Below are 25,670 nucleotides of genomic sequence, written 5' to 3' on the forward strand. Positions count from 1 at the left end.
AACCGCCTTTTGGGCGGTTTTTAACGGATAGCCCCCTAAGGGTTATCCGCTTTTTATTTAAAAAAGATATCGTTTTTTAGTACTTATCAGCTGATGAAAAAAAGTCCATAATGGCATGGATAATTTCAACGGACTGAAAAGAAAACAATGATATGGCTGTTAATGAAAAGAAACCAATCATGGCCATACGTACAAGTAACATAGACTAATCGCCTCCCTGTTTTGAACTAAATGAACGCACCCAAAACAATTCGCTATCTGTCTTTGTTTGTACGACGTTTTCGCCAAGCAAAGGCAGCTCATTCACTGCGTGTAACAATGACAATGAATCTTCATCTTTCTCTTAAAGACTAAGCGTATAGTTAGTATATCAAATGAAACTTTTTCTTCAAGGCTATACTAGCGGTAAAAAAGGAAATAGTATGAAACGATGCGTTTTATCTTTATTTCATACAATTCAGTACCCTAATATTTATTATATTAAACCTTTTAGAAAAATTGCTACTATTATATCTTTTTTATAAAAAAGATATTAAGACCTAACTAAATTATTCCAATCCAAAGACGAACAAACGAGATAAATGATCTCAACTGCTTGCTACGTTGCTGTTGATTTCCTTGTAAGACTTCGCTTTCCCCAGGAGGCTGATGAGCCCCCTCGTCTACATACATAAAATCTACGTTCACTATATCAATGAAAAAATCCGAATGCGTTGGATTCTCCAGCAAGAATCTAACTCATTCGGATCTTCTTTCAATTAAAATAATTTTGTCTCAGTCTCTTCACTTTACCGACACGTACTGTAATACTCGTTGACAATGTCTAAAATAGTTGGGTATTCTTCCACCCATGTAAAATTTGTTTTTTCGTTTTCTTTTTTTACTGTTTCTTGTTCTGCACCTATCTTTTCCATTGTTCAATCTCTCCCTTTAACTGTTATATAACATTTATATTAAACTAACTTTGTTTTATAACAATTTTCAGAAAAAAGTTGGACAATGACGTATGAAAAAAAGTTATTGTAGGGATAAAATTTTCACATAATACGTACGAGTCCTCGGTCCATCAAACTCACAAAAATAAATTCCTTGCCACGTTCCTAGCAGCAGCTGCCCATCGTGAATGATTATATGCTGAGAGGGGCCGACCGTGCTCGCTTTGAGATGTGCCGCCGTATTTCCTTCCATATGAAGATCTAACTTATGTTCCCAAGGATATACTTCATCGAAGCGTCGGATCATATCCGTTTTTACATCGGGATCCGCATTTTCATTAATTGTTATACCAGCGGTTGTATGAGGACAGTAAACAACTACAGCCCCTTCTTTTAATCCTTCTGTTCTTATTACTGCTTGTACCTGACTCGTAACGTCGATCATTTCGTCACGCTTATTCGTTTTTAACGTAAATGAATGTAGCATACCATCACCTCTTTTCTTTACCATAACATATCTTTTCTATTCTTCCACATTTTTCGCATAACTCGTTTTTACATCGTAAACACTAAGCTCATTAACACAACAGGCGGTGAGTTTATTTATGCTTGATTCAAAATTTCAGCCCAATGCAGACTACACCGTTCAAACGTTTCTAGATTTGGTGGGTCAAAATACAGATGTTGGTTCCAAAAAATTATGGCTGTCCCCCACAAAATATATATGCATTATTTATCTCCAAGGATTAGTCGACGGAGAAAAACTTGATAATCTCACTCAGCATATTGTTGAGACCAAAGCAAAAAGTGAAACGCAAACACTCGATGACATCGATTCGTTTATTTCTGTCATTAAAGACAAAGAAGTTTATACATACAAGCAAGCGATCTCATGTTTTTTTAAAGGTCAGCCCTTGCTGTTTATGAGCGAAAGCACCACGGCATATTCGCTGAATATGTCTATGACCAAACAGCGCTCTTTAAGTGAACCTACAACAGAAAAAGTAGTGCGCGGCCCTAAAATTGCGCTTATCGAAAACTTAGATGAAAACCTTGGTCTTTTAAGGCAGCGTTCTACCGAAGAAGAAATGGTTATTGAAGACATTTACATTGGAAATACAAAGGAACATCGAACAAGTATCGTTTTTCATAATAAACACTGTCAAACTCACATCGTGAATCAAGTCCGAGAGAAATTATTAGACATTCCTTTAGATAACATTCAAGACTCAGGAATGATTGAAGAATTTTTAGAAGAAGCACCCTACTCACCGTTCCCTCAAGTGCAAAATACAGAAAGACCGGATCGCGTTCTCGCTGCGGTGAATGAAGGGCGAGTAGCCATTTTAGTAGATGGCTCTCCTTTTGCTCTTTTAGTGCCTACAACTTTCGATATGATTATGAAATCACCCGACGATTATTACGAAAGATGGATAGCTGGTTCATTGCTGAGATTACTAAGGTACTTGTCTATTTTTATTACCCTATTCTTTTCAGCTATTTATATTTCACTCGTTTCGTTTAACCAAGGTCTGCTTCCGACGGAGCTAGCTATTACTATTGCGGCTACACGAGAAAACGTTCCTTTTTCTCCTTTTATCGAAGCAGTGGTCATGGAAGTGACGCTTGAATTGTTGCGCGAAGCCGGGCTGCGTCTCCCTACTCCTGTCGGACAAACAGTTGGACTTGTAGGCGGAGTTGTGATTGGTCAAGCAGCGGTGGAAGCCCATATCGTTAGCTCCGTTATGATTATTGTTGTATCCGTATCGGCAATTGCGTCCTTTACTGTTCCTCAGTACGGAATTGGCCTTTCGTTTCGAATTTTGCGTTTCGTATCTATGATGATTGCAGCAATCTTTGGATTATACGGAGTTACCATGTTTTTCCTTGTTCTTGTCATTCATCTAACCAAGCTCGAAAGTTTTGGTATGGCTTACTTCAAACCGTTTTTTGCGTTAAATAAAAAAGCGTGGAAAGACTCTTATATTCGTCTGCCAAACAAAAGTCTAAAACAGTCTAAAAATAAAGCGAAATAAAACTGACAAAAGGAGGACCATATGGAACAATCACAGTCACAATCAAGCAAGCTTCTTTCAGACTTTTATGCCATTTCAATTATCTCTTCAACCATGCTTGGCGTCGGTTTATTAACACTGCCAAGCAGCATTACAAACCAGACAAATAATGCAGACGGATGGATTGTACTTATTATGGACGGCCTTTTGTTTATTGGAATTGTTCTTTTTTTAGTCTGGATGGTTAAGTATTTTGCAATTAGCTGTATGTTTGATTTCACGCAAGAAGTAACCGGTAAGCTGATTGGAAATATCTTCAACTTCGCCATAGTCGTTTATTTCACATCTGTAGCAAGTTTTGAAGTAAGAGCTATGGCAGAAATGATTCATTTTTATTTACTGGAAACGATGCCCATTGAGTTAATTATCCTTTCGTTTATTTTGACAGGCGTCTATCTAATCACTGGCGGTATCAATTCTATCGGAAAAGTAATGGCGCTATGTTTTCCTGTAACGGTCATCATTCTTCTTATCTTATATCTTCTTAGTATCGGAATGGTCGATTTAAAAAACTTACAGCCCGTTTTAGCCGATGGATTCAGCCCGCTTCTTTCTGCCTTTACAACCGTCTCTGTTTCTTTTTTAGGAATTGAAACGATTGTCTTTCTTCCAAAGCATATGAAAAACAAAAATCATTTACGAAAAGTTTCTATCATCGGATTTTCCATTCCTTTGCTTTTATATATTATCACTTACGTATTAGTTGTCGGCGCGTTATCCGTTCCGGAGGTAAAAACGACCGTCTGGCCTACGATTGAATTTGTTCAGACACATGAAGTAAAAGGAATTTTCTTTGAGAGGCTTGAATTATTTTTACTTATTGTCTGGCTTCTTCAGTTTTTTTTAACTTTTGTAATGTATTTCTTTTTAGCTGTTTCAGGATTTAAAAAGATTTTCAAAAACCGGTTAACTACTAATATTATCTTTCTTGTACCCGTTTTATTTATGAGCTCTTTAGCGCCCAAAACAGCAAGCGACGTGTCGAATTATTCAACTGTTCTAGGCTGGGCATTTTTAGTAACATTTTTGGTTATCCCTCTTTTTTTCAGCATGTTAATGAAAATAAAAAAGGTTGTGTTCAAATGACGAAAAAATGTCTTCCTGTCATAATGACCATTTTTTTATTGTGTGGCTGTACAAATCATCGAAACATTGAACAACTTGCTCTTGTTATAGGAGTGGCAATGGATATTACATCGAAAATCGAACCAAAAACAGGAAAAAACCAGCTTGTGCTGACTCATCAAACGTTAACCGAAACGGAATCCGGAAATATGTCTTCTTCCATTCCATACAAAAACATTACAACAGCCGGCCCTACCATTCATGAAATCACACGAAATATTTCGCTGAAATCTGACCCTATATACAGCCAGCATCAGCGAGCACTTTTAATAGGAGAAAAAGCGAGCAAGACAATCCCTCTTGATGCGCTTATTAATCAGTTTGTACGTGATAACGAGATACGGCGCAGCAGCCTTGCGTTTGTTACAAAAGGCGATGCTAAAAACGTTTTAACGATTCAAGGAATGTCTGTGCCTCCAGTCAACTTAATTTACGAGCTTGTTTACAATAAATTCAAAACGAATAAAATTCTAAATCCCTTAACTATGGGAGAGCTATCTGCTAAGTTAAAAACAGATCAAAGCTTTTTAATACAGCGGCTTTCTAAAATTAAAAATAGCGTTGAAATAGACGGTGCGGCAATTATAAAAGATAAAAAAGCAAAATTCATCTTAACTCAGCACCAAGTAGAGGCTTTAACGTGGTTAACGGGGAATATTAAAGGCGGAATTATTTACGGCAAACACGGTCCATACCCCTTTTCCTATGAAATCGGAGATGTTCAGCAAGATGTGAAGGCCCGCATTGATTCAAATCACTCCGTTCATTTTGACATCAACGTTCAAACAAGCGGCAGGCTATCAGAAGATTGGGAGACTTCAAAACAGGCTCTTGCCGCCTCTAATGTAAAAAAGACCGAAAAAAAAATAGAAAAAATTATTCGAAAAGACGCGAAAAAAACACTCCGCTTGTTGCAAAATAATTACAAAGCTGATGTGATTGACCTGCATAATTACGTACGAATTCATCATCCTCATTTTTGGAAAAAACATCAGCATGAATGGGATGAAATATTTAGCCAGTCGACCATCGACTATCATATTGATGTTCAAATTAAAGATTTTGGAACACAGGGCAGAGATTAGTCTTATTACTCAACGCCAGCTTCAGTCAGCTCTTTTTTCTTTAGTTCCATAATCGTGAACTTATCGGTATAGTTTTTGCTGACGAACAGCTGGCGTTCATCGTCGTTATTAAAATAAAACTTTTTATCGTCTTGATATTGAAAATTCACTTTTTTCTTTTTCATTTGTTTAATAAACGTTAAATAGTCATTTGAATGAATGAGGTACCTCTTAGGCTTATCGGATATTTGAACAACATCTTCACCTGAAGACTTTAATTTTACAATACTCCATGCAATGGGAAGAGGATTACCTTCTTGAAAGATCGTTTTGTGAAAAATAAGCACAAAGAAAGCAGCTGTAACAATTGAAATAAGAACAAGCTGTTTTTTCACCGTCTATCACCCTTTCTTCACGTCGTTACTACGTTAAGTAATACGACAGGCGTATGAAAAAACCTGTTCATCCGCAAAGGTTGTGTAAAGAAATAATGCAAAATCAACAAAATATAACAGTTTGGTTACCTTTTGATTAAATAACATTACTTCTTTACAAATTTAGCTAATCACGTGATAGACTAAATTCAACATATTAAGTCAGGACTAAACTAAATGAGGTGTTGCGTATGACCACAATGCGGCTTCAATCATACTTAACAACAATGTTTCCAAATGTTCAAATGAAAAGACCTCTTTTTTATAACGCGCCCGCGGGTATTCGCTTTACGCTTACCAATCAAAAAGGCGTATGGGAACGAGAATACATGAAAAATGTGTACGCACGCGCTTACGAAATTTTTGAGACACTCCATGAAAAAAATGATGAGCTGCTGCTTGTTTTCAAAGCGAATGCTGCACAGGATGATTTACTTTTAAAAAAGAAAAAAGAAACAGCTATTAAAAAATTCATCCGCTCTCGCCTGAAGAAACAAGAAGTTCAATCCGTAGCATTATTAAATAACGCTGAGTATATTATTGCCTGTAAAACAAATGATGTGAAAGAAAAGCTTCTTTTGCAATCAATTGCCAACCGTGATCTTCATATTCATCCGGCTATTGAAGAAGAGTGTTACATTGTGAATTTGAATAAAGAAACCATCTTCCACCTATACGACGAGCGCGGCCTGGACATCGTATCAAACAATCAGTCTTCTCTTCAACTGCTTCAGCAAAAGTTTCACGACTGGATTCTAGATATTGATGCAGCTTGTTCAAAAAAAGTACAGTAAAAAAGCAATCATTCAGTAAAGGAATGATTGCTTTTTTATTAGGCTTGATGGACAGGAGACGCTTTTTTTAAAAACAGCCAGTTGATAAGAAAGAGTAGGAAGCTTACGATAACCATTGTTCCGAATGTAAGCAATAACGACCCGCTCGAAAAGCTTTTTATAAAATGAATAATCGGTTCTTTTGTTACTGGAATTGTGAACAGTAACACCAGAACAGCACCGCTGATCATCCCTCCTGTTTGCCCGAATTTGTAGACAATGCTGCCAAGCAAACACGCGGCTGCTGTAATAAAAAAGATAAAGACAGCGTCCGTTAAAAAGTGAACAGCGAGAGTAGGATCATGGAAGATAAAATCACTTGCATAATAAAGCTGAACATTCATTAAATTCAAACTATTAATCACCTTCATTGAAATGCTCATGATGACAACATTGATAAAAGACATTACAATTGCAAATAGAGCAAAAACACAGGTCATCGTTGAAAGATATGCTTTACGAGTAGCACCTAGCTTTAAGCAAAAAGAGAAGCTTTTTCGAATAATAATAAAACTTACAATACCTGAAAAGATGTACTGTGGCATACTTGTTACTAATAAAAGATGTTCGTTTACCTGACTGAACACTAAAATATCGACGACAACAAACGCTAACAATATCGTCCAAAACCGAATCATTAAATACTTCAGTTCGACGTAGAGCGAATAGCTGATGGCAGCAAACTGTCCTTTCATTACGCTACACCTCCACGATTGGCTGTAAGATAAATCATAATATCCTGTATGTGAACGGCTTCTACATGAAACGAACTGTCGACAAGTTCTTCAGCATAAATATCTTCATTAAACAGCACTATTTTTTTCTCTCCCCCGAATACTTGTTCATGGATGACTTGCTTTCCTTTTTCATATTCTTCAATTTGACTTTTAGGTCCTTTCACACTTACACAGCGCTGCTGCAAATTTTCTGCTGTATCCTGAAGAATCAGCTTTCCTTTTTGCATAATAAGTACTTCTTCAAACAAATTACTTACTTCATCAATTAAGTGCGTTGAAATAATGAACGTGCGTGGATATTCTTCATATTCATCCAATAAAAGCTCATAAAAGCGCGCTCGCATCGCAGCATCAAGTCCAATATAAGGTTCATCAAAAATTGTGATGCTTGTGCGAGAAGATAACCCAACAATAATTCCTAACGCTGATTCCATACCTTTAGACAATGCTTTCACTTTCCTATTACAATCTAAATCGAACTCTTCCATAAGCCTCTCAGCAGCTTCCTGGCTCCAATAAGGATAAAAAAAGGAGGCAATTTTTAGCACGTCTTTGACTTTTAATGTTTTTTTGAAATTTCCGCTTTCGTTAATTAAGCAGATGTTTTGTAGAACAGAGCGGTTTTCAAACGGAGATTGATTTCCCACTTTTACCTCTCCTGTTGTAACTGGAATATGTCCGGCTACAATTTGCATCAGAGTCGTTTTACCCGCTCCGTTTCTACCTAGCAGTCCGTATATTTTATTTTGTGCTAGCGTAAGTGAAATATCCTTTAACACTTGCTTAGATCCGTAGCATTTATTTAACAGCTGCGCTTCTATATTCATTCTATTTCCCCCTTGTCTAACAGCTCTTTTAACTCGGTTACCGTAATTCCTAAATGCTGTGCTTCTTTTTTCAGCGGAACGATAAAACGGTTATAAAATTCTTCTTTTCTTTGTGTAAGCAACACTTCTTTGGCACCCGCACATACAAACATCCCGATCCCTCTCTTTTTATACAATATTCCGTGGTCAACTAGCTGATTAATTCCTTTAGCTGCCGTTGCAGGGTTAATGCGATACATTTTGGCAAATTCATTCGTAGACGGTACTCTTTCTTCTTCTGGAAAAGCATCATTTAAAATATTCTCTTCGATGGTTTCTTTGATTTGTTGAAAAATTGGTCGCTGATGATCTAATGATTGTTTCATTTTGACTACCTCACTTAAGTGGTTCATTACTCATGTAACTAACTATATAACTAACTGGTTATTTTTTCAAGTATTATTTCCAAAAAAAGAAAAAAGTCCGTCAGTTAGTTACTGACGGACTTTTTCATTTGACTGTTTAACCACTTGACCGTTCTTTTTACTAGCTCATCCTGCTGCTCTTTAGGAGAAATACTGGCTTTGTTGTCGCCTTTTTGTTTCCCGTACATTCCAAACTGTGCGTGATTAGCTCCTTTTACTTGGACCAGCTCCGTATTTTTTGAAAGTAAATGCTTGGTTTCTTTAATTTTTTCAGGGGTCGACAAACCATCTTTCTCACCGGTTAAAGACAAAATAGGGTAAGTGGAGGTTGAAAAATCATTTTTATTCATCGGATACGATGCTAAAAGAACTAAGCCTTTTATTGAGTTTTGATGATCATACGCATAAGACGCTGCACTCACTCCTCCAAGGGAATGCCCTCCGATAAACCATGCGGCAATCTTCGGGTAGCTCTTCACAATATCCGTCGCTTTATTTTGACTAAAGAAGCTCATATTAAACGGAGAATCTACAACAGCAACAAGATATCCTTCATTTGCAATTTGCTGAGCATAATAGCCATATGCTAACGGCTCTACTTTAGCACCTTGATAAATAATATAGCCGGCCTTTATCTCTTTGTTCGTTTGAGGCTTAAATACGTAATAATCGTCTTTTTTCACTACTTTTTTCTCATCTACCAGTGAGTGAAGCTGTTTTGAAGGTTCATAATCAAAACCCGACCATATAACAAAAAAAGCCGCGGTTACTGCAACAAGAACGGCAAGACTGACTCCTAGTATTTTTAACGTTTTTTTCATGTCACTCCCTCTTTCTGTTTTTTTACTATGTACTCTTTTTATATCTTTTAGACATTTTACATGTTTGTTTCAAAGACATACAAGAAAAAAGAGGGGCTCAATATGCATGAAGCAGCAAAAGTAACGTAAACCATTACAAACAATCAAGCAGAGAAAGCTAAAAATTCGGCTGTAAGCTATAATAAGGGGCAGTCTCATTAGCAGACAACCTTCATTAATGAATATCTCGTTTCTTAAACCTTCCTCCCCTGACTTCAGCAATAGCTGCTACAGCAAAAAAAGCAGATGGATCTATCTCATCGATAATTGCTTTTAACTTTGCTTCTTCAAGCCTGGTAATAACACAAAAAATCACTTTTTTATCATCTCCCGTATACGCACCTTCCCCGTTTAAATACGTGACGCCTCTCCCTAAACGAGCAAGGATTGCTTCACCAATTTGTTCATATTGTTCGCTAATAATCCAAGCTGACTTGGACTCATCTAAACCTTGAATCACAATGTCAATCGTTTTAAAAGCAATGAAGTAAGCCATTAAAGAATACATAGCGCGGTCCCAGCCAAATACAAAACCGGCACTTCCCAAAATAAATAAATTAAAAAACATAATCGTCTCACCTACGGAGAACGGCGTACGCTTATTAAATAAAATAGCTAATATCTCGGTGCCGTCTAAAGAACCTCCGTATCGAATAACAATTCCTACTCCCACACCGAGAACAATTCCGCCAAACACAGTTGCTAAAAGAGGGTCGCCTGTTAAGACCGGCAAGTCGTGAAAAATAGAGGTAGCAATGGATAGAATGATAACACCTAATAGCGTAGATAGCGCAAATGTTTTTCCAATTTGCTTGTATCCAATAAAAAAGAATGGAAGATTTAATACGAAGATATAAAAGCCGATTTGAACATCCGTTAAGTGGGATAAAATAATAGATATACCTACAATTCCACCGTCAATAACCTCATTAGGGACAAGAAAAAATTCTAGCCCGACGGCCATTAAAAGGGCCCCCACTAAAATAAATAGCATACGCTTTACAATCATTTTAGCTGATAGCGAACGATGAACAACCTTTTTTATTTCATGATTCGTTTGCAGCACATAACTTCCCCTCCTTTTTGTGATAGAGACATCAATTACTAACTAAACGCTCTATTTTAATATTATCACAAAATTCAAACTATTCATCTGCTCTTTTACAAAAATTTCATCTAATGAAATAAATTATGCATATATTGGATAAAATTGTAGATGATAACAAGTGAATAAATGCCCGAGTACGTTCAAAAGTGAATGCACCCCGACCACTTTTCATACGGGATTAACAGGACAAACTTAGATTAAAAGGAGAGTAAAACGTTATGAACCGTGTAAAGATTATTGCTGCTTCTTTACTCGCAGTTTTATTGCTAGCTTTTTCAGATAATTTCACTTCTGCAGCTGTGCAGGAGGCAATGATACGAGTTGTGCATGCATCACCTGATGCACCTGAAGTAGATATATATGTGGACAATCAAAGCATCGTAGTCGGCGCATCGTTTAAAGATGTGACAGATTACCTTAAGGTACCTGCGGGGTCTCATAAAGTAGAGGTATATGCTATAGGTACAAAAGGAAAAGAAAAACCTGTCATTTCCACTAATGTAACCGTCGAAGCAAACAAAGCCTATACCCTTGCTGCTATTAACCAAGTTGCACACTTAGAATTAAAAGTAGCTCAAGATGATATGAACGTAGCTAAAGGAAAGAGTAAAATCCGAATTGCTCACTTTTCTCCAGATGCTCCCGCTGTTAATGTAGGTATTAATCACGGCCCTGCTTTGTTTAAAGACACTGCTTTTAAACAAATGACAAATTATTCTGAAGTAAATGCCGGAACTTATGATTTAACCATCGCAACTAGTCAAGACAATAAAAAAATACTGGAAATTCCAAACCTTAATTTAGAAGCCAACACGGTCTACACGGTGCTCGCTATTAACAAAGCCGACAGCCTTGAAACGCTGTTATTAAAAGATAATACCGCTATGCCTTCCGAAATGCCAAAAACCGGTATGGGCGGTGCTTCAGAGGATAATTATAATTCAATTGTGCCGGTTCTTACTTTATTGGGAATTGGAGCGGTCGCTATATTTGTTGTTCGTCGTCACAGAGGATACGAAAGCGAATGAAATGGATAGGAGGGGTTTTCACCTTTTCTTTTATACTATTCATGAGCAGCTGGTTTGCCCAATCAGCATTTGCAAACAGCTCGACGGATTTTGTTGTGAAGATGGCTGAAACAAAATCGGCTCAATCCTTGAAATCTTCAGGGACCGCTTCTACACCTCTTCCATCTCAGCTTATTATTCCGAAGCTTCATATCAAGGCTTTTATAAAAGGAATGGGCCTTACTAATCAAGGTGAAATGAGCGTTCCTGATAATGGTCATGATGTAGCATGGTTTAAGCTTGGAGCAAGACCCGGAGAGGAAGGAAATGCGGTCATTGCAGGACATGTTGATGACCAAAAAGGACCCGCTATCTTCTATCATCTCGACAAGCTCACAAAAGGAGATGAAATTTTTGTAACCGATCAGCAAGGTCAGCAGCTGGCCTTTGTTGTTACCAATAAAGCTTCTTACCCCCGAGAGTCTGCTCCTATCAGAGAGATTTTTGGTCCAACTTTTCAACACCAGCTTAATTTAATCACCTGTACGGGAACATTTGATCATAAACAGAAAACTCATGAGCGCAGACTCGTTATTTATACAAGCCTTCGCCCGGAAAAAACAGCCGATGTTTCTCACTAAACATCGGCCTTTATTACTTTTAATTACACACTGGTTCGTTTTATTTAAATATTTACACAGCCTTAATATGAACACAACATCTCGCTGGTAAACTAATGCACGACCCCTCAATAAAAAGGAGTTTTGATATGAGACGAAAATGGTGGTTTGTAAGCTCACTCACTTTTTGTTTATGCGGTATTTTTATGTTTATACATACGCAGGCAGCTTCTACTCAAGCAGAAAAAGTAGCCATTATTGCTCATCGAGGCGCATCAGGATATGAGCCAGAGCATACGATGCAATCTTATCTCGCTGCCGTACAGCAAAAAGCGGATTACATTGAACTTGATCTTCACATGTCTAAAGATCAGCAGCTTGTAGCCATTCATGACTACAAAGTTGACCGCACGACAAATGGAACAGGATATGTAAAACAGTATACAGTGAAGCAGCTTCAGAGTTTGAACGCAGGAAAAGGTCCTAAAAAAGCCGTCATTCCAACTTTAGAAGAAATATTCCGTAAGTTTGGCAATCGAACAAACTATTATATTGAAACAAAATCTCCTCATGAATATCCAGGTATGGAAAAAGAATTGTTAACGCTGATGGCTAAGTACAACATTCATACCAATCACGTCATTGTACAATCATTTAGTCCTGAAAGCTTAAAAACCGTCCATCGATACCGACCTACTATGAAACTAATTCAACTGATTCGTTCCAAGCAAACCAATATGTTAACAGATCAGCAGTTCAGACAAATTAAAACATACGCGAACGGCATCGGTCCTAACGCAAGCACGCTGACAAAACCATATGTACAAAAAGCTCGCTCGTATGATTTAGACGTCCACCCGTATACAGTAAATGATGAAAAACAAATGAGAACACTTATCGAGTGGGGCGTAACCGGCATGTTTACTAATTACCCGGATCGTCTTTATAACGTGCTTCATAAAAAATAAACACTTGCCGCGGCAAGTGTTTATTTTTTATACATCTCTTCTATTCGCTCGCCACAAGTACAGGCTAATTAATGCTATGGCATAAAGCAAAGCCCAGCCAAACACCAAAAATTTATTTAATCCTTCGTTAATAAATTGAATGATTGCAGATACGGGCGGCAGTACATACAGCAGCAGCCCGCCTCCTTGATATGGAAATGAAACACCTGCCGCTGCAAGCGTAATGATTAAAATAAATAGAGGTCCAAACCACGATAAGCTGCCTTCTCTTACAACATCTCTTGTAAAAACAAGACCTATGCTCATACCAAGCAAACTAAACGTCCAGTGAATAATAAACCCAAACACCATTTGCTTAGTGGATATATCCACTTCAAACATATCAAGCAGCACGGGATAGGCAATTGAAACCGCTGATAAAAATGTAAACAGCAGAACACAGCTAATAAGTTTGCTCGTAAAGTACTTATTCTTTTTCCCTACGTGAAGTTTTGTAATAACTTCTTGACTGGAATCTTCCGCGTGAAACAGCGACATTGTAAACCAAGTGGTTAGAAAAAAGAGGAAAAGCGCCGTATTAAAAAAGCTATCAAGCACCGGGTTCGGTCTATATGTATAGTTCATACACAGCGAAATAATATAAAGTGCAAGCGGCGGAATATATCGATACGATTTAATATATGTAATAAAATGATAGCGAATCAATGCACCCATCTTAAATTTCTTCCCTTTCCATATGATATAGCTTTACAACTTCACCTTGAACAGCAAGTAATTCTGCAAGAAACTCGTTTACATATTTTTTATCTATATAAAAAATCCAGTAGTTTCCGTGCTGTTCAATTTTCGTGCACTTTTCTTTTAATAAACGAAGTGGCTTATTAAGAATCACATTTGCCTCAATAACCGTTAAATGCTCAATGAGTTGAACGCGCTCATTTTTTAAAATGCGCTGTGACCCAATAGTGATAACACGATCTGCTACAGCATGTATGAGCCTTTCTTCATGACACGTAAATACAATGGTCATCCCTCGTTCTTTTAGCTTTGTAAAAATTCGTTCTACTTCTAGCTGAGCACGCGCATCTAATCCTGATAGAGGTTCATCAAGCAATAGCAGCTTAGAAGAACTCAGCAGTGCTTGCATCATGTTGACTTTTTGCTTCATTCCTTTTGAAAAAGAAACGATTTCTTCATGTCTAAACTCTACCATTTCGAAAGTTTCGAGCAGCTCTTCAATTCTAGAGCTGCGCTTTTTCTTAGACAATCCTTGAATTCGTCCCATGTGCTGCAAATAACCTACTAGGGTAAAACGCAGCTCCTGAGGAAATTGCTCTACCACAAATCCAGGCGTACCGGTTTCTTTATCAAGGTGAATTGTTCCTTTAGTCGGTTTAGATAATCCGCCAATTAGCTTTAAAAACGTACTTTTTCCCGCCCCGTTTTTTCCAACAATCGCAACAGTCTCTCCTTTATAAAGGGTCGTATGAATGTTTTCTAATACGGTATGTTTTTTGTATACTTTTGCAACATTTTTTAATTCAATCAGTTTTTCCATCCGCTGCCTCGCCTCTCCATAATCCTATATGTTAAATCATAGCATATTTATGGGGAATGTGCTTCCATCTCTATACGTTTCAGCTAAATTTTTCCCGTACAAAAAAGCCTTTGATATGGTCAAAGGCTTTTTATAGACAATACCATATGCTCTTCATCAATAAATTCACCATCTACTTGAAGAGCTCTTTTTTCATACGCATAAGAAGTAAAACCGAGGCTTTTGTATAGGGCTTTTGCCCCTTCATTTTTAGCAGCGACAGCTAGGTAGATTTGCAAAACATTCGTTTTGGAAAAAGCTTGTTCAACAGCGGCTTTTAACAGCTTCTTCCCAAGACCTTTCCCCCTTGCTTCAGGGGCTACGTACATGCCCCAAATATCTCCTTTATGCTGAACTTTTAAAGGCTTTTGCTGCTGAAACCCTACAATCCCTACAAGCTGGCTTTCCATAAAAGCTCCTACTACAAATTCTGATTGGCTGCTTGGAAAATAATTTCTGATATCAGCAATTTCTTTTTCATATTCTTCTTCATAACTTAAAATAAAACTTTCGGGATGATCTTTTAAAGCACGAAGACGGAGTTCAAAGTACACGTCAGCGTCTTCTTTTGCCAACAATCGTATATTCATCTTTTCACCTTAGTTTCTTATGTTTTAATTAGCTATTAAGGACTGTACACGCTAAATACTTCATTCCACCGATACAGCTCATAATAATTTCCCGGCAGGTCTAAATCTGAAATGAGTACCTTGTCATTTTTCGTATCTTTTACGCGCGTTAAAAGATTTGCTTGTTTTCGATTTGTACGAATCCACATCGTTTGATTCGTTGCTTTATGATAAACAGGCGCGTAATCGCCTAAGCCTTTTTGCGGAAATGTGAACTGACTTTGCTTATTGGTCTTTACATTCATGCTATATAAAAAAGGCAGCGGCCTCTTTTTTTCATCATTCGACCACCCTGCTTCGGGCACACGTGAAATGATGATGTTATCTTTTTCTGTCCAAGTGAAATCCCAATCTGCGAAGCCTTTTGGCGTAAACACATGTTCTTTAAAAACGGGCATCTCTTTTAAAGTGAACTTTTTATTTTCGGTGGCAAATCTTCCTTCTCCATTAATAAATGCCAGTACTTGCTCTTCATTACTCCACTTAAACCAATTGGGTACATTAAGCATATCTCCCACCACTTGAAAAGCTTTTCCTTCTTTTGTAATGATGCACAGCTTATTTGCATCTGCAGACATCGAAGCCGTTGGAATAGCGATAAAACTAATCCATTGACCGTTAGGAGACCATTTAAAGCTGCTTGTTGTATACGCAAAAAATGAATCATTTTCTGCTGGCAGCGTCGTAAAAGCCTCTACTTTTTTCACATCTAACCCTGCATATTTGCTCACTGTATATAGCTTTACCGGTCCCCATCCCGTGGGCGCCAGCGCAGCAGCTGACGTAATTAAAAATCGATCTCCTTCCGGAAACCATGAAAACTGATCAACTCCTATGGCTACACGCTTCTTTTCATGCGTTTTAACGTTGTAATATACTAAGATTCCATTCGAAATATACGCAAGCTCCTCGGCAACCGGTGACCATTGATAATGAGTCACATCATTTTCAACAAGCAGCGGTTTTCCTTTTAACGGTGCAATCATTAAAGAATCATTTTCTGCATACGCAACTATATCTCCATGTGATGACCATTGAGGTATAGAGGCATGACGGGCATAGGATAACTGCCTTTCGGTACCGTTATCATATACCCATAGGTTTCCTTGCCGTATAAAACTGACCTTCACTGTATTGGCAGCATTTATTTGCATAGGGAACAACATAAGAAAAAGCAGACATAACGCTATTTTTTTCACCATGTTCACTCCTGTCTTTTTTTATAGCGTTACACAAATCTCCTCATCTCATCACATTTTTGAAAAAATAAAAAAGCGCAGCGGATAGCTGCGCTTTTTGTATATTATGATTTTGACTTAGATTTTGGTGATGGCTTTGTTTTAGCTTGTGCTGCATTATTAGCCGCATCTTTTTCTTTTAATAAACTCATACGTTTTTTCAAGTAGTAACCTTGTCCAATTCCGAATAAGTTACCAATTACCCAATATAGTGCAAGAGCAGATGGAAGTGAAATTCCCGCTACTAAGATGAAGATTGGCATAATGTTCATCATCATTTTCATTGGAGGTTGAATTTCATCCGTCATACTTACACGAATTTGTAAGAATGTCGTAATCGCTGCAACTACCGGTAAAATGAAGTAAGGATCTGGCTTTCCTAAACTTACCCATAAGAATGAATGCTGCGCAATTTCATGCGTTCGTGCAATGGCATTATAAAATGCGATAATAATAGGCATTTGAATAAAGATTGGCAAACATCCGCCAACCGGATTAATTTTATGCGTTTGGTAAAGCTGCATCATTTCTTTTTGCTGCTTTTGCTGTGTTTCCGGATCTTTTTTACCAGCATATTTCTTTTGAATCTTTTCCATCTCTGGACGAAGTGCTTGCATAGCCATCGTGCTCTTTTGCTGTTTTAAAATAAGTGGCAATAGAACTAAACGAATGATAACCGTTGCAATAATAATAGACAGACCATAGCTTCCGCCTGCCCACTCAGCAATTTTCGTTAATGCCATAGATAAAGGGTAAACAAAATAATGATCCCAGAATCCGCCACTTGTAGCCGTAACCGGTGTTTTTGTACTGCTACAGCCGGCTAGAGCTAAAAGAAGCGCTCCCATTAAACCAAGCAATAATAATTTTTTATTTCTTTTCATATTCTTTCCTCCTAATAATGACTAAATGTATGAAGTGTTTTTCAGAAGGAAAGGATCTTCTTCATCATTATTCTTCTCTTTAACTGGTGTTTTTCTATACACATGTATAAATACATTTCGTCTTTTCCATATCGTTAATACTGAAGGATCGATCCCTGCATTCACATGGTCAGTGACAGGTTCCGCATGAAAAGCCGTAAACCTAGCTTCACGAAGCATATAATAACAAAGGATGTATAAAACGAAAGCAGATAAATACGGCGCATATAGAAAAAGATCGTGATAAAATTCCATGTGCCAGCTCTCTTTCTGACTATAATAGTACAATCCAATATATGTAGTGTAGCATTTACGTTCCTGTTACACAACATCAACTTATCTCTTTGACTGTTCTACGTATTACTTTTTAAAAAGTTTCATATTTACGACACAAAATTTGCTCATCATAAAATATGATGAGCAAATCTAATCCCATTCTCTATTCTCGTATGCTTAGCGCTGGTTCTCAGTCTTCTTTTAGTTTCATGAACCACGTAACGCCGAATGCTACACCCACAGAAATAATCATACCGATGATATAGTGAATTAAATTGCTCATACCAAGCGGTGCGGCGATTGCCATCATTGGAATACCTGTGAGTCCGTATGCATTGGCTACTACGTGCATAAGTACAACGTAGCCTCCCCCGGCTGCCCCGCCTATAGCCGCAGCAATAAATGGCTTGCGAAGCCGTAAGTTGACGCCAAAAATAATCGGTTCTGTAATTCCTAAGAAAGAAGAAATAGCCGCCGGAATCGCAATTTTTTTCGTTTTGGCATTTTTCGTCTTAAAGTAAACAGCCAGCCCTGCTCCTCCTTGCGCTACATTCGCGCAGGCCCAAATAGGAAGTAAGAAGTTAACACCAATCTTCGGGTTAGCAAGCAGCCCTGCTTCAATAGCATGAAAACTATGCTGCAAGCCTGTTAATACAATGGTTGAATATAAGCCACCAAACAAAATTCCTGCAAACACTCCGGCTACATCGTATAGAGACTGAAGGCTAATGGAAATTACATCTCCAATATAACGGCCGAAAGGACCAATAAACACAAGTGACACAAAGCCCGTAATAATAACAGTTAAAAAAGGCGTAACAAGTAAATCAACCGAATTCGGCACAATTTTCCGCAGGCCCTTTTCAATTTTACTCATCACGTAAATAGCTAATAAAATTGGAACGACCGTACCTTGATAGCCAATCAGCGGAATACTTAAGCCAAACAAATCCATATATTCTGGCTTAGCATCTGCTAATGTCCATGGATTTAATAACATCGGATGCGTCAAAATCCCTCCGATAACCGCTCCAAGATAAGGGTTTGAACCAAATTCTTTTGCAGCTGAAAACCCGATTAAAATCGGTAAAATGATAAATGCTGCGCCTGAGAACATGTCCAATAAAACAAATAACGCACTATCTTCTGAGACCCAGTGGAACGCTTTCATCATACCGAGCAATCCCATTAATAAACCGCTTGCTACAATGGCTGGAATAATCGGAACAAAAATATTGGAAAGCATGCGAGCAAAACGGGCAAATGGGTTCATCTTCTTCTTCATTTCTTCTTGGTGATCTACTGGGGCAGCAGCCTCTTCAGCGCCTAATTCTTTAACAAAAGCAGCGTGGATTTTATTAACGAGACCGGTTCCAAAAATGATTTGAAACTGTCCTGAATTTGAAAAAGCCCCTTTTACATCCTCTATTTCATCCAAACCTTTTTGATCGATTTTGCTTTCATCTCGAATAACGAGGCGCAAACGCGTAGCACAGTGCTGGGCACTAGCAATATTTTCTTTTCCTCCCAAAAGCGGAACAAGCTTTTTAGCAATTTCTTTTACGTCCATCTTACTTCCTCCTTGTTGTATGTCATAAAAAAAGCAAGACCTAAAACACGCTTATAAAAGACACACTTGTCCTTTATGCGCATTCTAGGTCTTGCCTGCTTTACCAGTCACAATCCCGATTATTCAATTAATACGCTTTCATTGTACTCAATACAACAATATTCGTCAATGCTTTTTTCTATATTCTTTGCTCTATTCGGCAAATGTGAAGCGTGATGTAGCCTAACTCCGCTTCTGGAAAATTAATGTCGTACTCCTCTTTGACAAATTGCTTTATCGTTTCAGCACACTGATACGATTTTTTATATTTGACTTTTAATACGTCGAGCATCTCTTCATCCATCTCATGAAAAGGTTCATTTTGCGCTAAACGATTTAACGCAAAGCGCAAGTGAGTCAGCAGACGCTGATAGGACATGCTGTTTTCATCAATCTCCATATTCAGCTCTTTTTTTATAATCGTAACCATTTCATTAATAATCGTTGTATTCATCATAAGCTGCTGCATTCCCGGTGAATTCAGTTTCGCCGTATGAATATGAAGCGCAATATATCCCGCTTCATCAATCGGCATCGTGATGTCTAACCTCTTTTTGATATGCTGAAGAGCCCACACTCCTATTGCATACTCAGGCTGATAGAGTGATTTAATTTCATTAAGCAATTTATTTTGGATGGAAATTCCGCGGGCTATCCTTTCGACAGCAAAGGATAAATGATCGCTCAAAGCAATATGCACATGATGACTTAGCGTAGCAGAAAGCTGCTGCTCAGCATACGAAATGATTTCTTCCGCCACTTGAATATGCTCTTCAGGAAGATTTTTTAATAGTTCTTGAAACTTTTCCTGTTCTTCTTTCATGACAAAGACTTTCTCCACTTTTGTAGCATTAATAAGATCATTTTTACCTTTTTGAAAAGCGATGCCGGGACCCATCGCAATCTTTTCAACTCCGCCTTCCTTAAAGACAACGGCGTTGTTATTTAACACTTTTAATATCTTCAAATGCGCTCTCCTTTCTTAAAGGAAAAGGCCTTGCTTATTACTTCATCGTTACTTTTGCACAAGCAGTTTCGCCTTTTTGAACCGTCCCTTGAGCCAAAATTTCGAAACTTTCACTTGCATCACTATTTGTAATAACAATTGGTGTGATAATGCTTTTCGCTTTTTCTTGAATAAGCGCTAAATCAAATGTAATAAGAGGTGTTCCTACACTTACTTTGTCACCTTGTGTTACGTGAGCTTCGAATCCTTCGCCTTCCATTGCCACTGTTTCAAGGCCGATATGTATTAATACTTCTGTACCGGCTTCTGTTTTTAAGCCTACCGCATGTTTTGTATGAAAAAGCTGAACGACTTCCCCAGCAACGGGTGAAACAACTTGTCCTTCTGAAGGTTCGATTGCAAAACCGTCTCCCATCATCTTCTGTGCAAACACTGGATCTGGCACTTCGCTGATTGGCAGGATATTACCTGAAAGCGGAGCTAGAACGGTTGTTTCTTTTGATTTTGTCTTATTACCAAATAATTTTTTAAACATCTCAATCACCCTTTTTTAGATTGTACTTGTAGCATACCCCAATGATTCTGCAGAAAAACTTCCCTATCCTGATGGTACATTAACATGGTCATTATTTAACCATGCTTTTTTTATCTTGTAAATAAAAATGTATAAGCGCTTTTATAAGAAGCACGTTCCCTATGCTGCACTTTATGTAACCCTTTCTACATCTTCTGAAGGGTGGATATTGAATTTTAACCCTAAAAAAGAGGTTAAGACATAAACAAATGAATCCAATCTAAAGACGAATAACTCGTATACATGAGCCGAACCGCTTTTGACACCGCAGTTGATTTCCGTGCAAGACTTCGCTTTCCGCGGGCGGATGCTGAGCCTCCTCGTCGCATACGCTCCTGTGGGGTCTCACCTATTCCGCTTTTCCCGCAGGAGTCTTCGGCTTGCCCTCCCATCAACTGCTAGAAAGACTTACAAACATGAAACCTACGTTCACCGTAACAAAAAAAAACGAACCACTAATCAAACATCTTGATCAGTGGTTCGTTTTTCACTTCGTCTAAAATCCTTTTGTCCCAGCCTCTTGAGATTAGAACGTTGACGCAACTTCTTTTGCTTTTTCAGATGCTTTTGCTAGAATATTGTCTGCTTCTGCTGGCGTGTAAGCCATGCCTTCTGCAACAACCAGTTGGAAATCTTGAACACCAATGAATCCCATTACTGTACGTAAATAGCTTTGAGTAAATTCTAGCTCTGCCGCAGGGCCTTCTGAATACACGCCTCCACGAGCTTCTAGTAATACTACCTTTTTATCTGAAGCTAATCCTACTGGACCATTTTCAGTATATTTAAACGTTTTTCCTGCAATTAAAATGTTATCAATATATGCTTTCATTAGTGGAGGGAAACTTAAGTTCCACATTGGAGCTGAGAAAATAACTTTGTCAGCTTGTAAAAACTGCTCTACTAATTCACCCATACGCGTTACTTTTTCTAATTCAACAGCTGATAATTCGTCACCAGCTCCAGCTTTTCCCCACGCCGCTAAAACATCTCCGTCGATGAATGGAACTGTTTCTTTATACAGATCAAGCGTTGTCACTGTATCAGTCGGGTTTGCTGTTTTATACTCATCCAAGAAAACCTGTGCTAAACGAGTTGAAAATGATGCTTCATCAACCTGTGGATTTACTTTTACATATAATACATTTGCCATAAATGTCATCTCCTAAAAAGTGTCTATTATCATCAATTCGAGATATTACTAAACAAATTATCTTTAATTCGAGATTTATTATATAACGTCATTTTTTATGCGTCAACCTTTTCGCACAAAAAAACTCCGCAAGCGGAGTTTTATACACATTGAAATTCTCGAATTTGATTTACATCTACCCCAGCATACACCCAGAAAGATCCTGTCCAGCGATATCCTGCAACTGAGCGTCTGCCCACAAAGGTTGGGTAAAACCAGTAAGGTCGACCATTTCTCGGCCATATATAGGTGTATCGGTATAGGCATCCTGAAATAGCGCCTGGATCAACAGCATAAAGTGATGGACCTCCTGAACCTAGCTTTGGTGCAGGTGTAAAACCTGGCGGCGGACTTGAAGGCGGCTGCGCTCCTCCCTGCGGCGGAAACCCTTGGCCCCCTCCTCCAGGTGGCGATGGTGGAAAGCCTTGACCTCCTCCTCCAGGTGGCGGCGGCGGAAAGCCCTGACCTCCTCCAGGTGGAAACGACGGAAACCCTTGGCCTCCTCCTCCAGGTGGAAACGACGGAAACCCTTGGCCTCCTCCAGGTGGAAACAAATTTTGAAAACGTGGATCGTATTGATATGGATACATACGCACTCCCCCTTTATAATGCTTGCTACGTTACAATATGCATCATAATGAAGATAGGTGAATGTCTACTTTTACCTTCTATAGACTAATTGAACGATGTCAAACTTGGTAAGCTTAAAGAGGAGCCTTATGGGAGAAAGTAATAAATCCAACACGGAAACTACTTGCGTGTTGGATCTGCTTGCGGAAAATACTTTTCAATAAAATTATACAGCCAAAATACGGTAATCAAAATAGGCGCTATCAGAAAAGGATGTTGAACCCACCTTTTCACCAGTACCTTTTCAAATGACGGAATCGATTTTAACACTTGAAATAACGAGCTTCCGCTAAAAATAATGCTCGTTCCTATCAATAAAAAAGATAGCCAGTTAAATTGACCCATCCACATGCTCATAGAGATATAAAAACTAACACTCGTTCCTATCCCCCCCATTATTCCGCTTAAAATACTTTTTACGGAAAAAGGAATCCCTACAAACCATCCGGCTCCTAGTCCTGCACACCCTGCTAAAATGCTAGAAAAAAACAGCGGCTGCTCAAGCCAGAGACATGCATTCACCCCAACCACTAAGGTGACATGTATTCCTACGTGAAGGGAAATTCTTTGGCCAACAGGTTCTGAAACATAATGATAGTAGCGACCGCTATAAAAAATTGTCCACCATAATAATAAAAATGCTGTCACACTTGCCCCTATAATCATAAACACACCTCTCTACGTTATGATTCTATTAATCTCTATCTATTATTTTCCTAATATCCTGTGTCTCTTATTCGGTAATCTACCCTATGCCTTCCATACGTTCACCAGTAAGAAAGTAGACTATGACTGTTTACTTGTAGGGAGCTAAGAAGTTGAATGTCTGCATGTAGAAAAAGATAGTGTAGAACACTTTCTCTTACCTTTACTATTATTCATATGTATAGCTTGCTAGATTTAGTCCTTACAGTTTAGAATTTTTCAGTCGTTCATATGAAACTATTTGCCCCTTTCTTTCGTTATATATATACATGTTTCTTTATCTTTTCACGTGCAAAAAAAGATAAATTCCTATAATATGTTTTCATATTAACCTTTAAGACCTGCGGTAGTATGTCAACTGAAAAATGAAAGAACGTAAAGTTATCAAAGGGCAATTTACTTAAAAAAAGCATCACGAAACTAGACCAGTAACGAATGTTATTTACTGGAAAATATTTGAAAGGTAGCGATGACAAGTTTTATGTCATATTTTCACGCCCCTTTCTGGCGTAAAGAGTTGGTGACTGCGTAGTAGCGCATCCACCAATCGCACGAGTTTTCTTGCGGTTAGAACGAGTGCACGTTTGTGTTGATGTTTTGGTACTTCACTGTACTTTTTCACGTAGTAATCCCGGTAATCTGGAACTTGCTTTCGTACGGAGTTGGCGGCTTCAACTAAGTAATATCGCAAGTAGTGGTTACCGTTACGTGATAGGGACGTGTCTTCGGCAGTAAAGCGCCCAGACTGATGCTTTCGCCAGTATAGACCTGCGTATTTTGCTACTTTAGCTTCATCATCAAACCGGTCTATTTGGCCAATTTCAGCTATGATACCCGCAGCGAATACGGGACCAATTCCAGGGATGGATTCAAGCGTGTGTGTCAATCCAGCCATCAGTTTTTTGATCGCTTTGTCAATTTCTTTTATCTGCTTTTGGAAGGTGCGAATGACCTCGATCGAGGTCCCAAGTATCACATCCATGGAATCTTCCACTACCTTGTCCAAGCGATACGAAGATCGCACGGCTTTCTGAATGGAGGTTGCCACACATTTCGGGTCACCAAATCGGTTTTTCCCTTTCTCTTGAAGGAATGCTGCTAGTTCCTCCAGTGGTAGGTGGGCTAGTTCTTCCAAGCTGTATTTCTCTAAGAAAAGCTCCATCATTGCGTTACCGAAGACCGAGGAGTCTACTTCTTGAGAGAAAGTATTACACTTATAGCTTAGGTGTTGAAGAAAATGCTGCTTTTCTTTTGTCATCATACGAATGAGTTGGTAACGGGACCGAGTCAGTTGTTGTAAGGCCACGTATTGGCTTTCTTTGACCACTGACATCTGGTTACGTCCAAAACGTAAGTAATCCGCAATGATAAAGGCATCGATTTCATCTGTTTTGTTCATGTCCGAATAGCTTTTCTTAAAATTAGCTATTTGTTTAGGGTTCATGACAAACACCTTGGCACCGAAGACTTTTAAGTCTTCATCATGATGGAGAAACATCGACGGGTGAAAACTATAGACCGATGTAGATTCTAAGCCAATCTTTAAGACGTCAACTTCTTGATCGCCTATGCAGTCCAATAAACGCTCTTTAAGCAACGTCGCGCCTGGTAAGTCATTGGTGACGGTAAAGGCATTCAGCTTTTCTCCTTCACCATTTAAAATGCATACTTTCATATCAAACGAACTTACATCTAAACCAACAAATAATCTCACGGGAGAGACCTCCTTTCGATTTAGAATCACTTGGCATTTCCTTGGACGTCTCGAGATATCTCTAGTGTGTACGCCGACCAACAACCTCGTGTATCAGAGCTTCCCCTGCATTCGAAAGCCGCCATAGAGCTACTACCCTCTAGGTTCGAATGACAGGCTGCTCAGCCTGCGAGTAGGGAGTCCCGCGCGTTCACTGAGAAACAGTCTTACATTGTGGTTAATCCACAGGAGAAAGAAGAATTGTCCCAAATGATCCTATGATCATTATCTAGAAATATCTTGAGACGTCCAAGTAATATGTTATTTAGTTTATTAATTAATATGGAAACAGATCTTAGCTCCTAAATAGGGCTTAAATATAATATACGAGGAGATAAAGAAGATGAATTGAATCAATCCTTACAAATAGAGTTTTTAGAAAAAAGAAATTGTTATCATTTCTCCTATTTATGTTATAGAATAATTCATGTATAATAAAAGGCTGTATGGTAACGCAGCTTGCGACATATCTTTTCTTACTTTTAGCAAGTCTATATTCGAAGCAAAAACTGCAAAGCGGGGTTAGTGCGACTCTTCATTAATCGACTTTGCATTAAAAACCAGCATTTTTCTTTTATCA

General features: G+C 38.4%; 30 protein-coding genes. 7 read left to right on the plus strand and 23 right to left on the minus strand.

The genetic code is table 11. From position 1 onward, the window contains the following. Nucleotides 1-76 precede the first annotated feature (76 nt). The 3 genes from NST66_RS19185 to NST66_RS19195 form a co-directional block, all read right to left on the minus strand. Nucleotides 77-202 (minus strand): hypothetical protein, encoded by a 126-nt coding sequence (locus NST66_RS19185; RefSeq protein ID WP_013058681.1) that lies wholly within the window; start codon nt 200-202, stop codon nt 77-79. Between the two features lie 586 nt (nt 203-788). Next, the gene (locus NST66_RS19190) at nt 789-914 is read right to left on the minus strand and encodes a hypothetical protein (RefSeq protein ID WP_016765283.1); all 126 of its coding nucleotides are present in this window, start codon (nt 912-914) and stop codon (nt 789-791) included. A 103-nt stretch (nt 915-1,017) separates the two neighbouring features. Next, nucleotides 1,018-1,422, minus strand: a complete 405-nt coding sequence (locus tag NST66_RS19195; protein WP_034270707.1) for a secondary thiamine-phosphate synthase enzyme YjbQ — start codon at nt 1,420-1,422, stop codon at nt 1,018-1,020. A gap of 118 nt (nt 1,423-1,540) precedes the next feature. Here NST66_RS19195 and NST66_RS19200 point away from each other — a divergent pair, with 118 nt between their 5' ends. From NST66_RS19200 to NST66_RS19210, 3 genes are read left to right on the plus strand one after another with little or no spacing between them, the layout of a single operon-like run. Beyond that, complete coding sequence (locus NST66_RS19200; protein ID WP_034270710.1) at nt 1,541-2,971, plus strand: spore germination protein; 1,431 nt, start codon at nt 1,541-1,543, stop codon at nt 2,969-2,971. 21 nt (nt 2,972-2,992) lie between these two features. Beyond that, nucleotides 2,993-4,096, plus strand: coding sequence for a GerAB/ArcD/ProY family transporter (locus NST66_RS19205; protein ID WP_340843649.1), 1,104 nt, complete (start codon nt 2,993-2,995; stop codon nt 4,094-4,096). After that, complete coding sequence (locus NST66_RS19210; protein ID WP_033579871.1) at nt 4,093-5,220, plus strand: Ger(x)C family spore germination protein; 1,128 nt, start codon at nt 4,093-4,095, stop codon at nt 5,218-5,220. Before NST66_RS19205 ends, NST66_RS19210 begins: the two co-directional genes overlap by 4 nt. A 5-nt stretch (nt 5,221-5,225) precedes the next feature. On the opposite strand, the gene NST66_RS19215 is transcribed toward NST66_RS19210, so the two are convergent. Further along, nucleotides 5,226-5,594, minus strand: coding sequence for a hypothetical protein (locus tag NST66_RS19215; RefSeq protein ID WP_033579870.1), 369 nt, complete (start codon nt 5,592-5,594; stop codon nt 5,226-5,228). Between the two features lie 230 nt (nt 5,595-5,824). Between NST66_RS19215 and NST66_RS19220 the strand changes: the two genes are divergently transcribed. After that, complete coding sequence (locus tag NST66_RS19220; protein ID WP_013058688.1) at nt 5,825-6,427, plus strand: DUF3885 domain-containing protein; 603 nt, start codon at nt 5,825-5,827, stop codon at nt 6,425-6,427. A 38-nt stretch (nt 6,428-6,465) separates the two neighbouring features. On the opposite strand, the gene NST66_RS19225 is transcribed toward NST66_RS19220, so the two are convergent. The 5 genes from NST66_RS19225 to NST66_RS19245 form a co-directional block, all read right to left on the minus strand. Beyond that, nucleotides 6,466-7,161, minus strand: a complete 696-nt coding sequence (locus NST66_RS19225; RefSeq protein ID WP_034270719.1) for a hypothetical protein — start codon at nt 7,159-7,161, stop codon at nt 6,466-6,468. After that, entirely contained in the window at nt 7,161-8,030 is an 870-nt protein-coding gene (locus NST66_RS19230) for an ABC transporter ATP-binding protein (protein ID WP_028415094.1), read from the minus strand. The genes NST66_RS19225 and NST66_RS19230 overlap by 1 nt, the downstream gene beginning before the upstream one ends. Then, nucleotides 8,027-8,395: a GntR family transcriptional regulator gene (locus NST66_RS19235; RefSeq protein WP_028415095.1), complete on the minus strand. Its 369-nt coding sequence runs from the start codon at nt 8,393-8,395 to the stop codon at nt 8,027-8,029. Before NST66_RS19235 ends, NST66_RS19230 begins: the two co-directional genes overlap by 4 nt. Before the next feature lie 104 nt (nt 8,396-8,499). Next, on the minus strand, nt 8,500-9,255 hold the full coding sequence (locus tag NST66_RS19240) for an alpha/beta family hydrolase (RefSeq protein ID WP_033579868.1): 756 nt from the start codon (nt 9,253-9,255) through the stop codon (nt 8,500-8,502). Nucleotides 9,256-9,469: 214 nt separating this feature from the next. Beyond that, a complete protein-coding gene (locus NST66_RS19245) occupies nt 9,470-10,360 on the minus strand; it encodes a YitT family protein (protein ID WP_013058693.1) in 891 nt (296 codons plus the stop codon). Between the two features lie 260 nt (nt 10,361-10,620). On the opposite strand from NST66_RS19245, the gene NST66_RS19250 reads away from it, so the two are divergent. The 3 genes from NST66_RS19250 to NST66_RS19260 all read left to right on the plus strand — a co-directional run bounded on the left by NST66_RS19250 (nt 10,621) and on the right by NST66_RS19260 (nt 12,997). Continuing rightward, nucleotides 10,621-11,430, plus strand: a complete 810-nt coding sequence (locus NST66_RS19250) for a DUF4397 domain-containing protein (protein WP_034270733.1) — start codon at nt 10,621-10,623, stop codon at nt 11,428-11,430. Continuing rightward, nucleotides 11,427-12,050, plus strand: a complete 624-nt coding sequence (locus NST66_RS19255; protein WP_028415098.1) for a class F sortase — start codon at nt 11,427-11,429, stop codon at nt 12,048-12,050. The genes NST66_RS19250 and NST66_RS19255 overlap by 4 nt, the downstream gene beginning before the upstream one ends. Before the next feature lie 128 nt (nt 12,051-12,178). Next, nucleotides 12,179-12,997, plus strand: coding sequence for a glycerophosphodiester phosphodiesterase family protein (locus NST66_RS19260; RefSeq protein ID WP_098626904.1), 819 nt, complete (start codon nt 12,179-12,181; stop codon nt 12,995-12,997). A 27-nt stretch (nt 12,998-13,024) separates the two neighbouring features. On the opposite strand, the gene NST66_RS19265 is transcribed toward NST66_RS19260, so the two are convergent. The 14 genes from NST66_RS19265 to NST66_RS19330 form a co-directional block, all read right to left on the minus strand. Next, on the minus strand, nt 13,025-13,711 hold the full coding sequence (locus NST66_RS19265) for a hypothetical protein (protein WP_028415100.1): 687 nt from the start codon (nt 13,709-13,711) through the stop codon (nt 13,025-13,027). 1 nt (nt 13,712) lies between these two features. Then, on the minus strand, nt 13,713-14,555 hold the full coding sequence (locus NST66_RS19270) for an ATP-binding cassette domain-containing protein (RefSeq protein WP_028415101.1): 843 nt from the start codon (nt 14,553-14,555) through the stop codon (nt 13,713-13,715). A gap of 119 nt (nt 14,556-14,674) precedes the next feature. Further along, nucleotides 14,675-15,184: a GNAT family N-acetyltransferase gene (locus NST66_RS19275; protein ID WP_033579864.1), complete on the minus strand. Its 510-nt coding sequence runs from the start codon at nt 15,182-15,184 to the stop codon at nt 14,675-14,677. Between the two features lie 35 nt (nt 15,185-15,219). Next, nucleotides 15,220-16,425: a TolB family protein gene (locus tag NST66_RS19280; protein ID WP_340843651.1), complete on the minus strand. Its 1,206-nt coding sequence runs from the start codon at nt 16,423-16,425 to the stop codon at nt 15,220-15,222. Between the two features lie 101 nt (nt 16,426-16,526). After that, nucleotides 16,527-17,345 carry a membrane protein insertase YidC gene (gene yidC / locus NST66_RS19285; RefSeq protein ID WP_014458568.1) on the minus strand — a complete coding sequence of 273 codons (819 nt, stop codon included), beginning with the start codon at nt 17,343-17,345 and terminating at the stop codon, nt 16,527-16,529. A 21-nt stretch (nt 17,346-17,366) separates the two neighbouring features. Continuing rightward, entirely contained in the window at nt 17,367-17,639 is a 273-nt protein-coding gene (locus tag NST66_RS19290) for a hypothetical protein (protein WP_013058702.1), read from the minus strand. 211 nt (nt 17,640-17,850) lie between these two features. Beyond that, nucleotides 17,851-19,230, minus strand: coding sequence for a sucrose-specific PTS transporter subunit IIBC (locus NST66_RS19295; protein ID WP_098626905.1), 1,380 nt, complete (start codon nt 19,228-19,230; stop codon nt 17,851-17,853). Nucleotides 19,231-19,408: 178 nt separating this feature from the next. Then, nucleotides 19,409-20,236 carry a PRD domain-containing protein gene (locus tag NST66_RS19300; protein ID WP_033579862.1) on the minus strand — a complete coding sequence of 276 codons (828 nt, stop codon included), beginning with the start codon at nt 20,234-20,236 and terminating at the stop codon, nt 19,409-19,411. A 37-nt stretch (nt 20,237-20,273) separates the two neighbouring features. After that, entirely contained in the window at nt 20,274-20,771 is a 498-nt protein-coding gene (locus NST66_RS19305; protein WP_028415105.1) for a PTS sugar transporter subunit IIA, read from the minus strand. A gap of 233 nt (nt 20,772-21,004) precedes the next feature. Continuing rightward, nucleotides 21,005-21,202, minus strand: a complete 198-nt coding sequence (locus tag NST66_RS19310) for a hypothetical protein (protein ID WP_372452798.1) — start codon at nt 21,200-21,202, stop codon at nt 21,005-21,007. Nucleotides 21,203-21,336: 134 nt separating this feature from the next. Then, nucleotides 21,337-21,963: an FMN-dependent NADH-azoreductase gene (locus NST66_RS19315; protein ID WP_028415106.1), complete on the minus strand. Its 627-nt coding sequence runs from the start codon at nt 21,961-21,963 to the stop codon at nt 21,337-21,339. Nucleotides 21,964-22,103: 140 nt separating this feature from the next. Beyond that, on the minus strand, nt 22,104-22,592 hold the full coding sequence (locus NST66_RS19320; RefSeq protein WP_221817772.1) for a transporter: 489 nt from the start codon (nt 22,590-22,592) through the stop codon (nt 22,104-22,106). 160 nt (nt 22,593-22,752) lie between these two features. Further along, the gene (locus NST66_RS19325) at nt 22,753-23,298 is read right to left on the minus strand and encodes a hypothetical protein (RefSeq protein WP_033579860.1); all 546 of its coding nucleotides are present in this window, start codon (nt 23,296-23,298) and stop codon (nt 22,753-22,755) included. A 523-nt stretch (nt 23,299-23,821) separates the two neighbouring features. After that, on the minus strand, nt 23,822-25,051 hold the full coding sequence (locus NST66_RS19330) for an IS110 family transposase (protein WP_050691787.1): 1,230 nt from the start codon (nt 25,049-25,051) through the stop codon (nt 23,822-23,824). Between the last annotated feature and the right edge of the window lie 619 nt (nt 25,052-25,670).

Source organism: Priestia sp. FSL W8-0524 (assembly GCF_038005965.1).
Taxonomy (GTDB): Bacteria; Bacillota; Bacilli; order Bacillales; family Bacillaceae_H; genus Priestia; species Priestia zanthoxyli.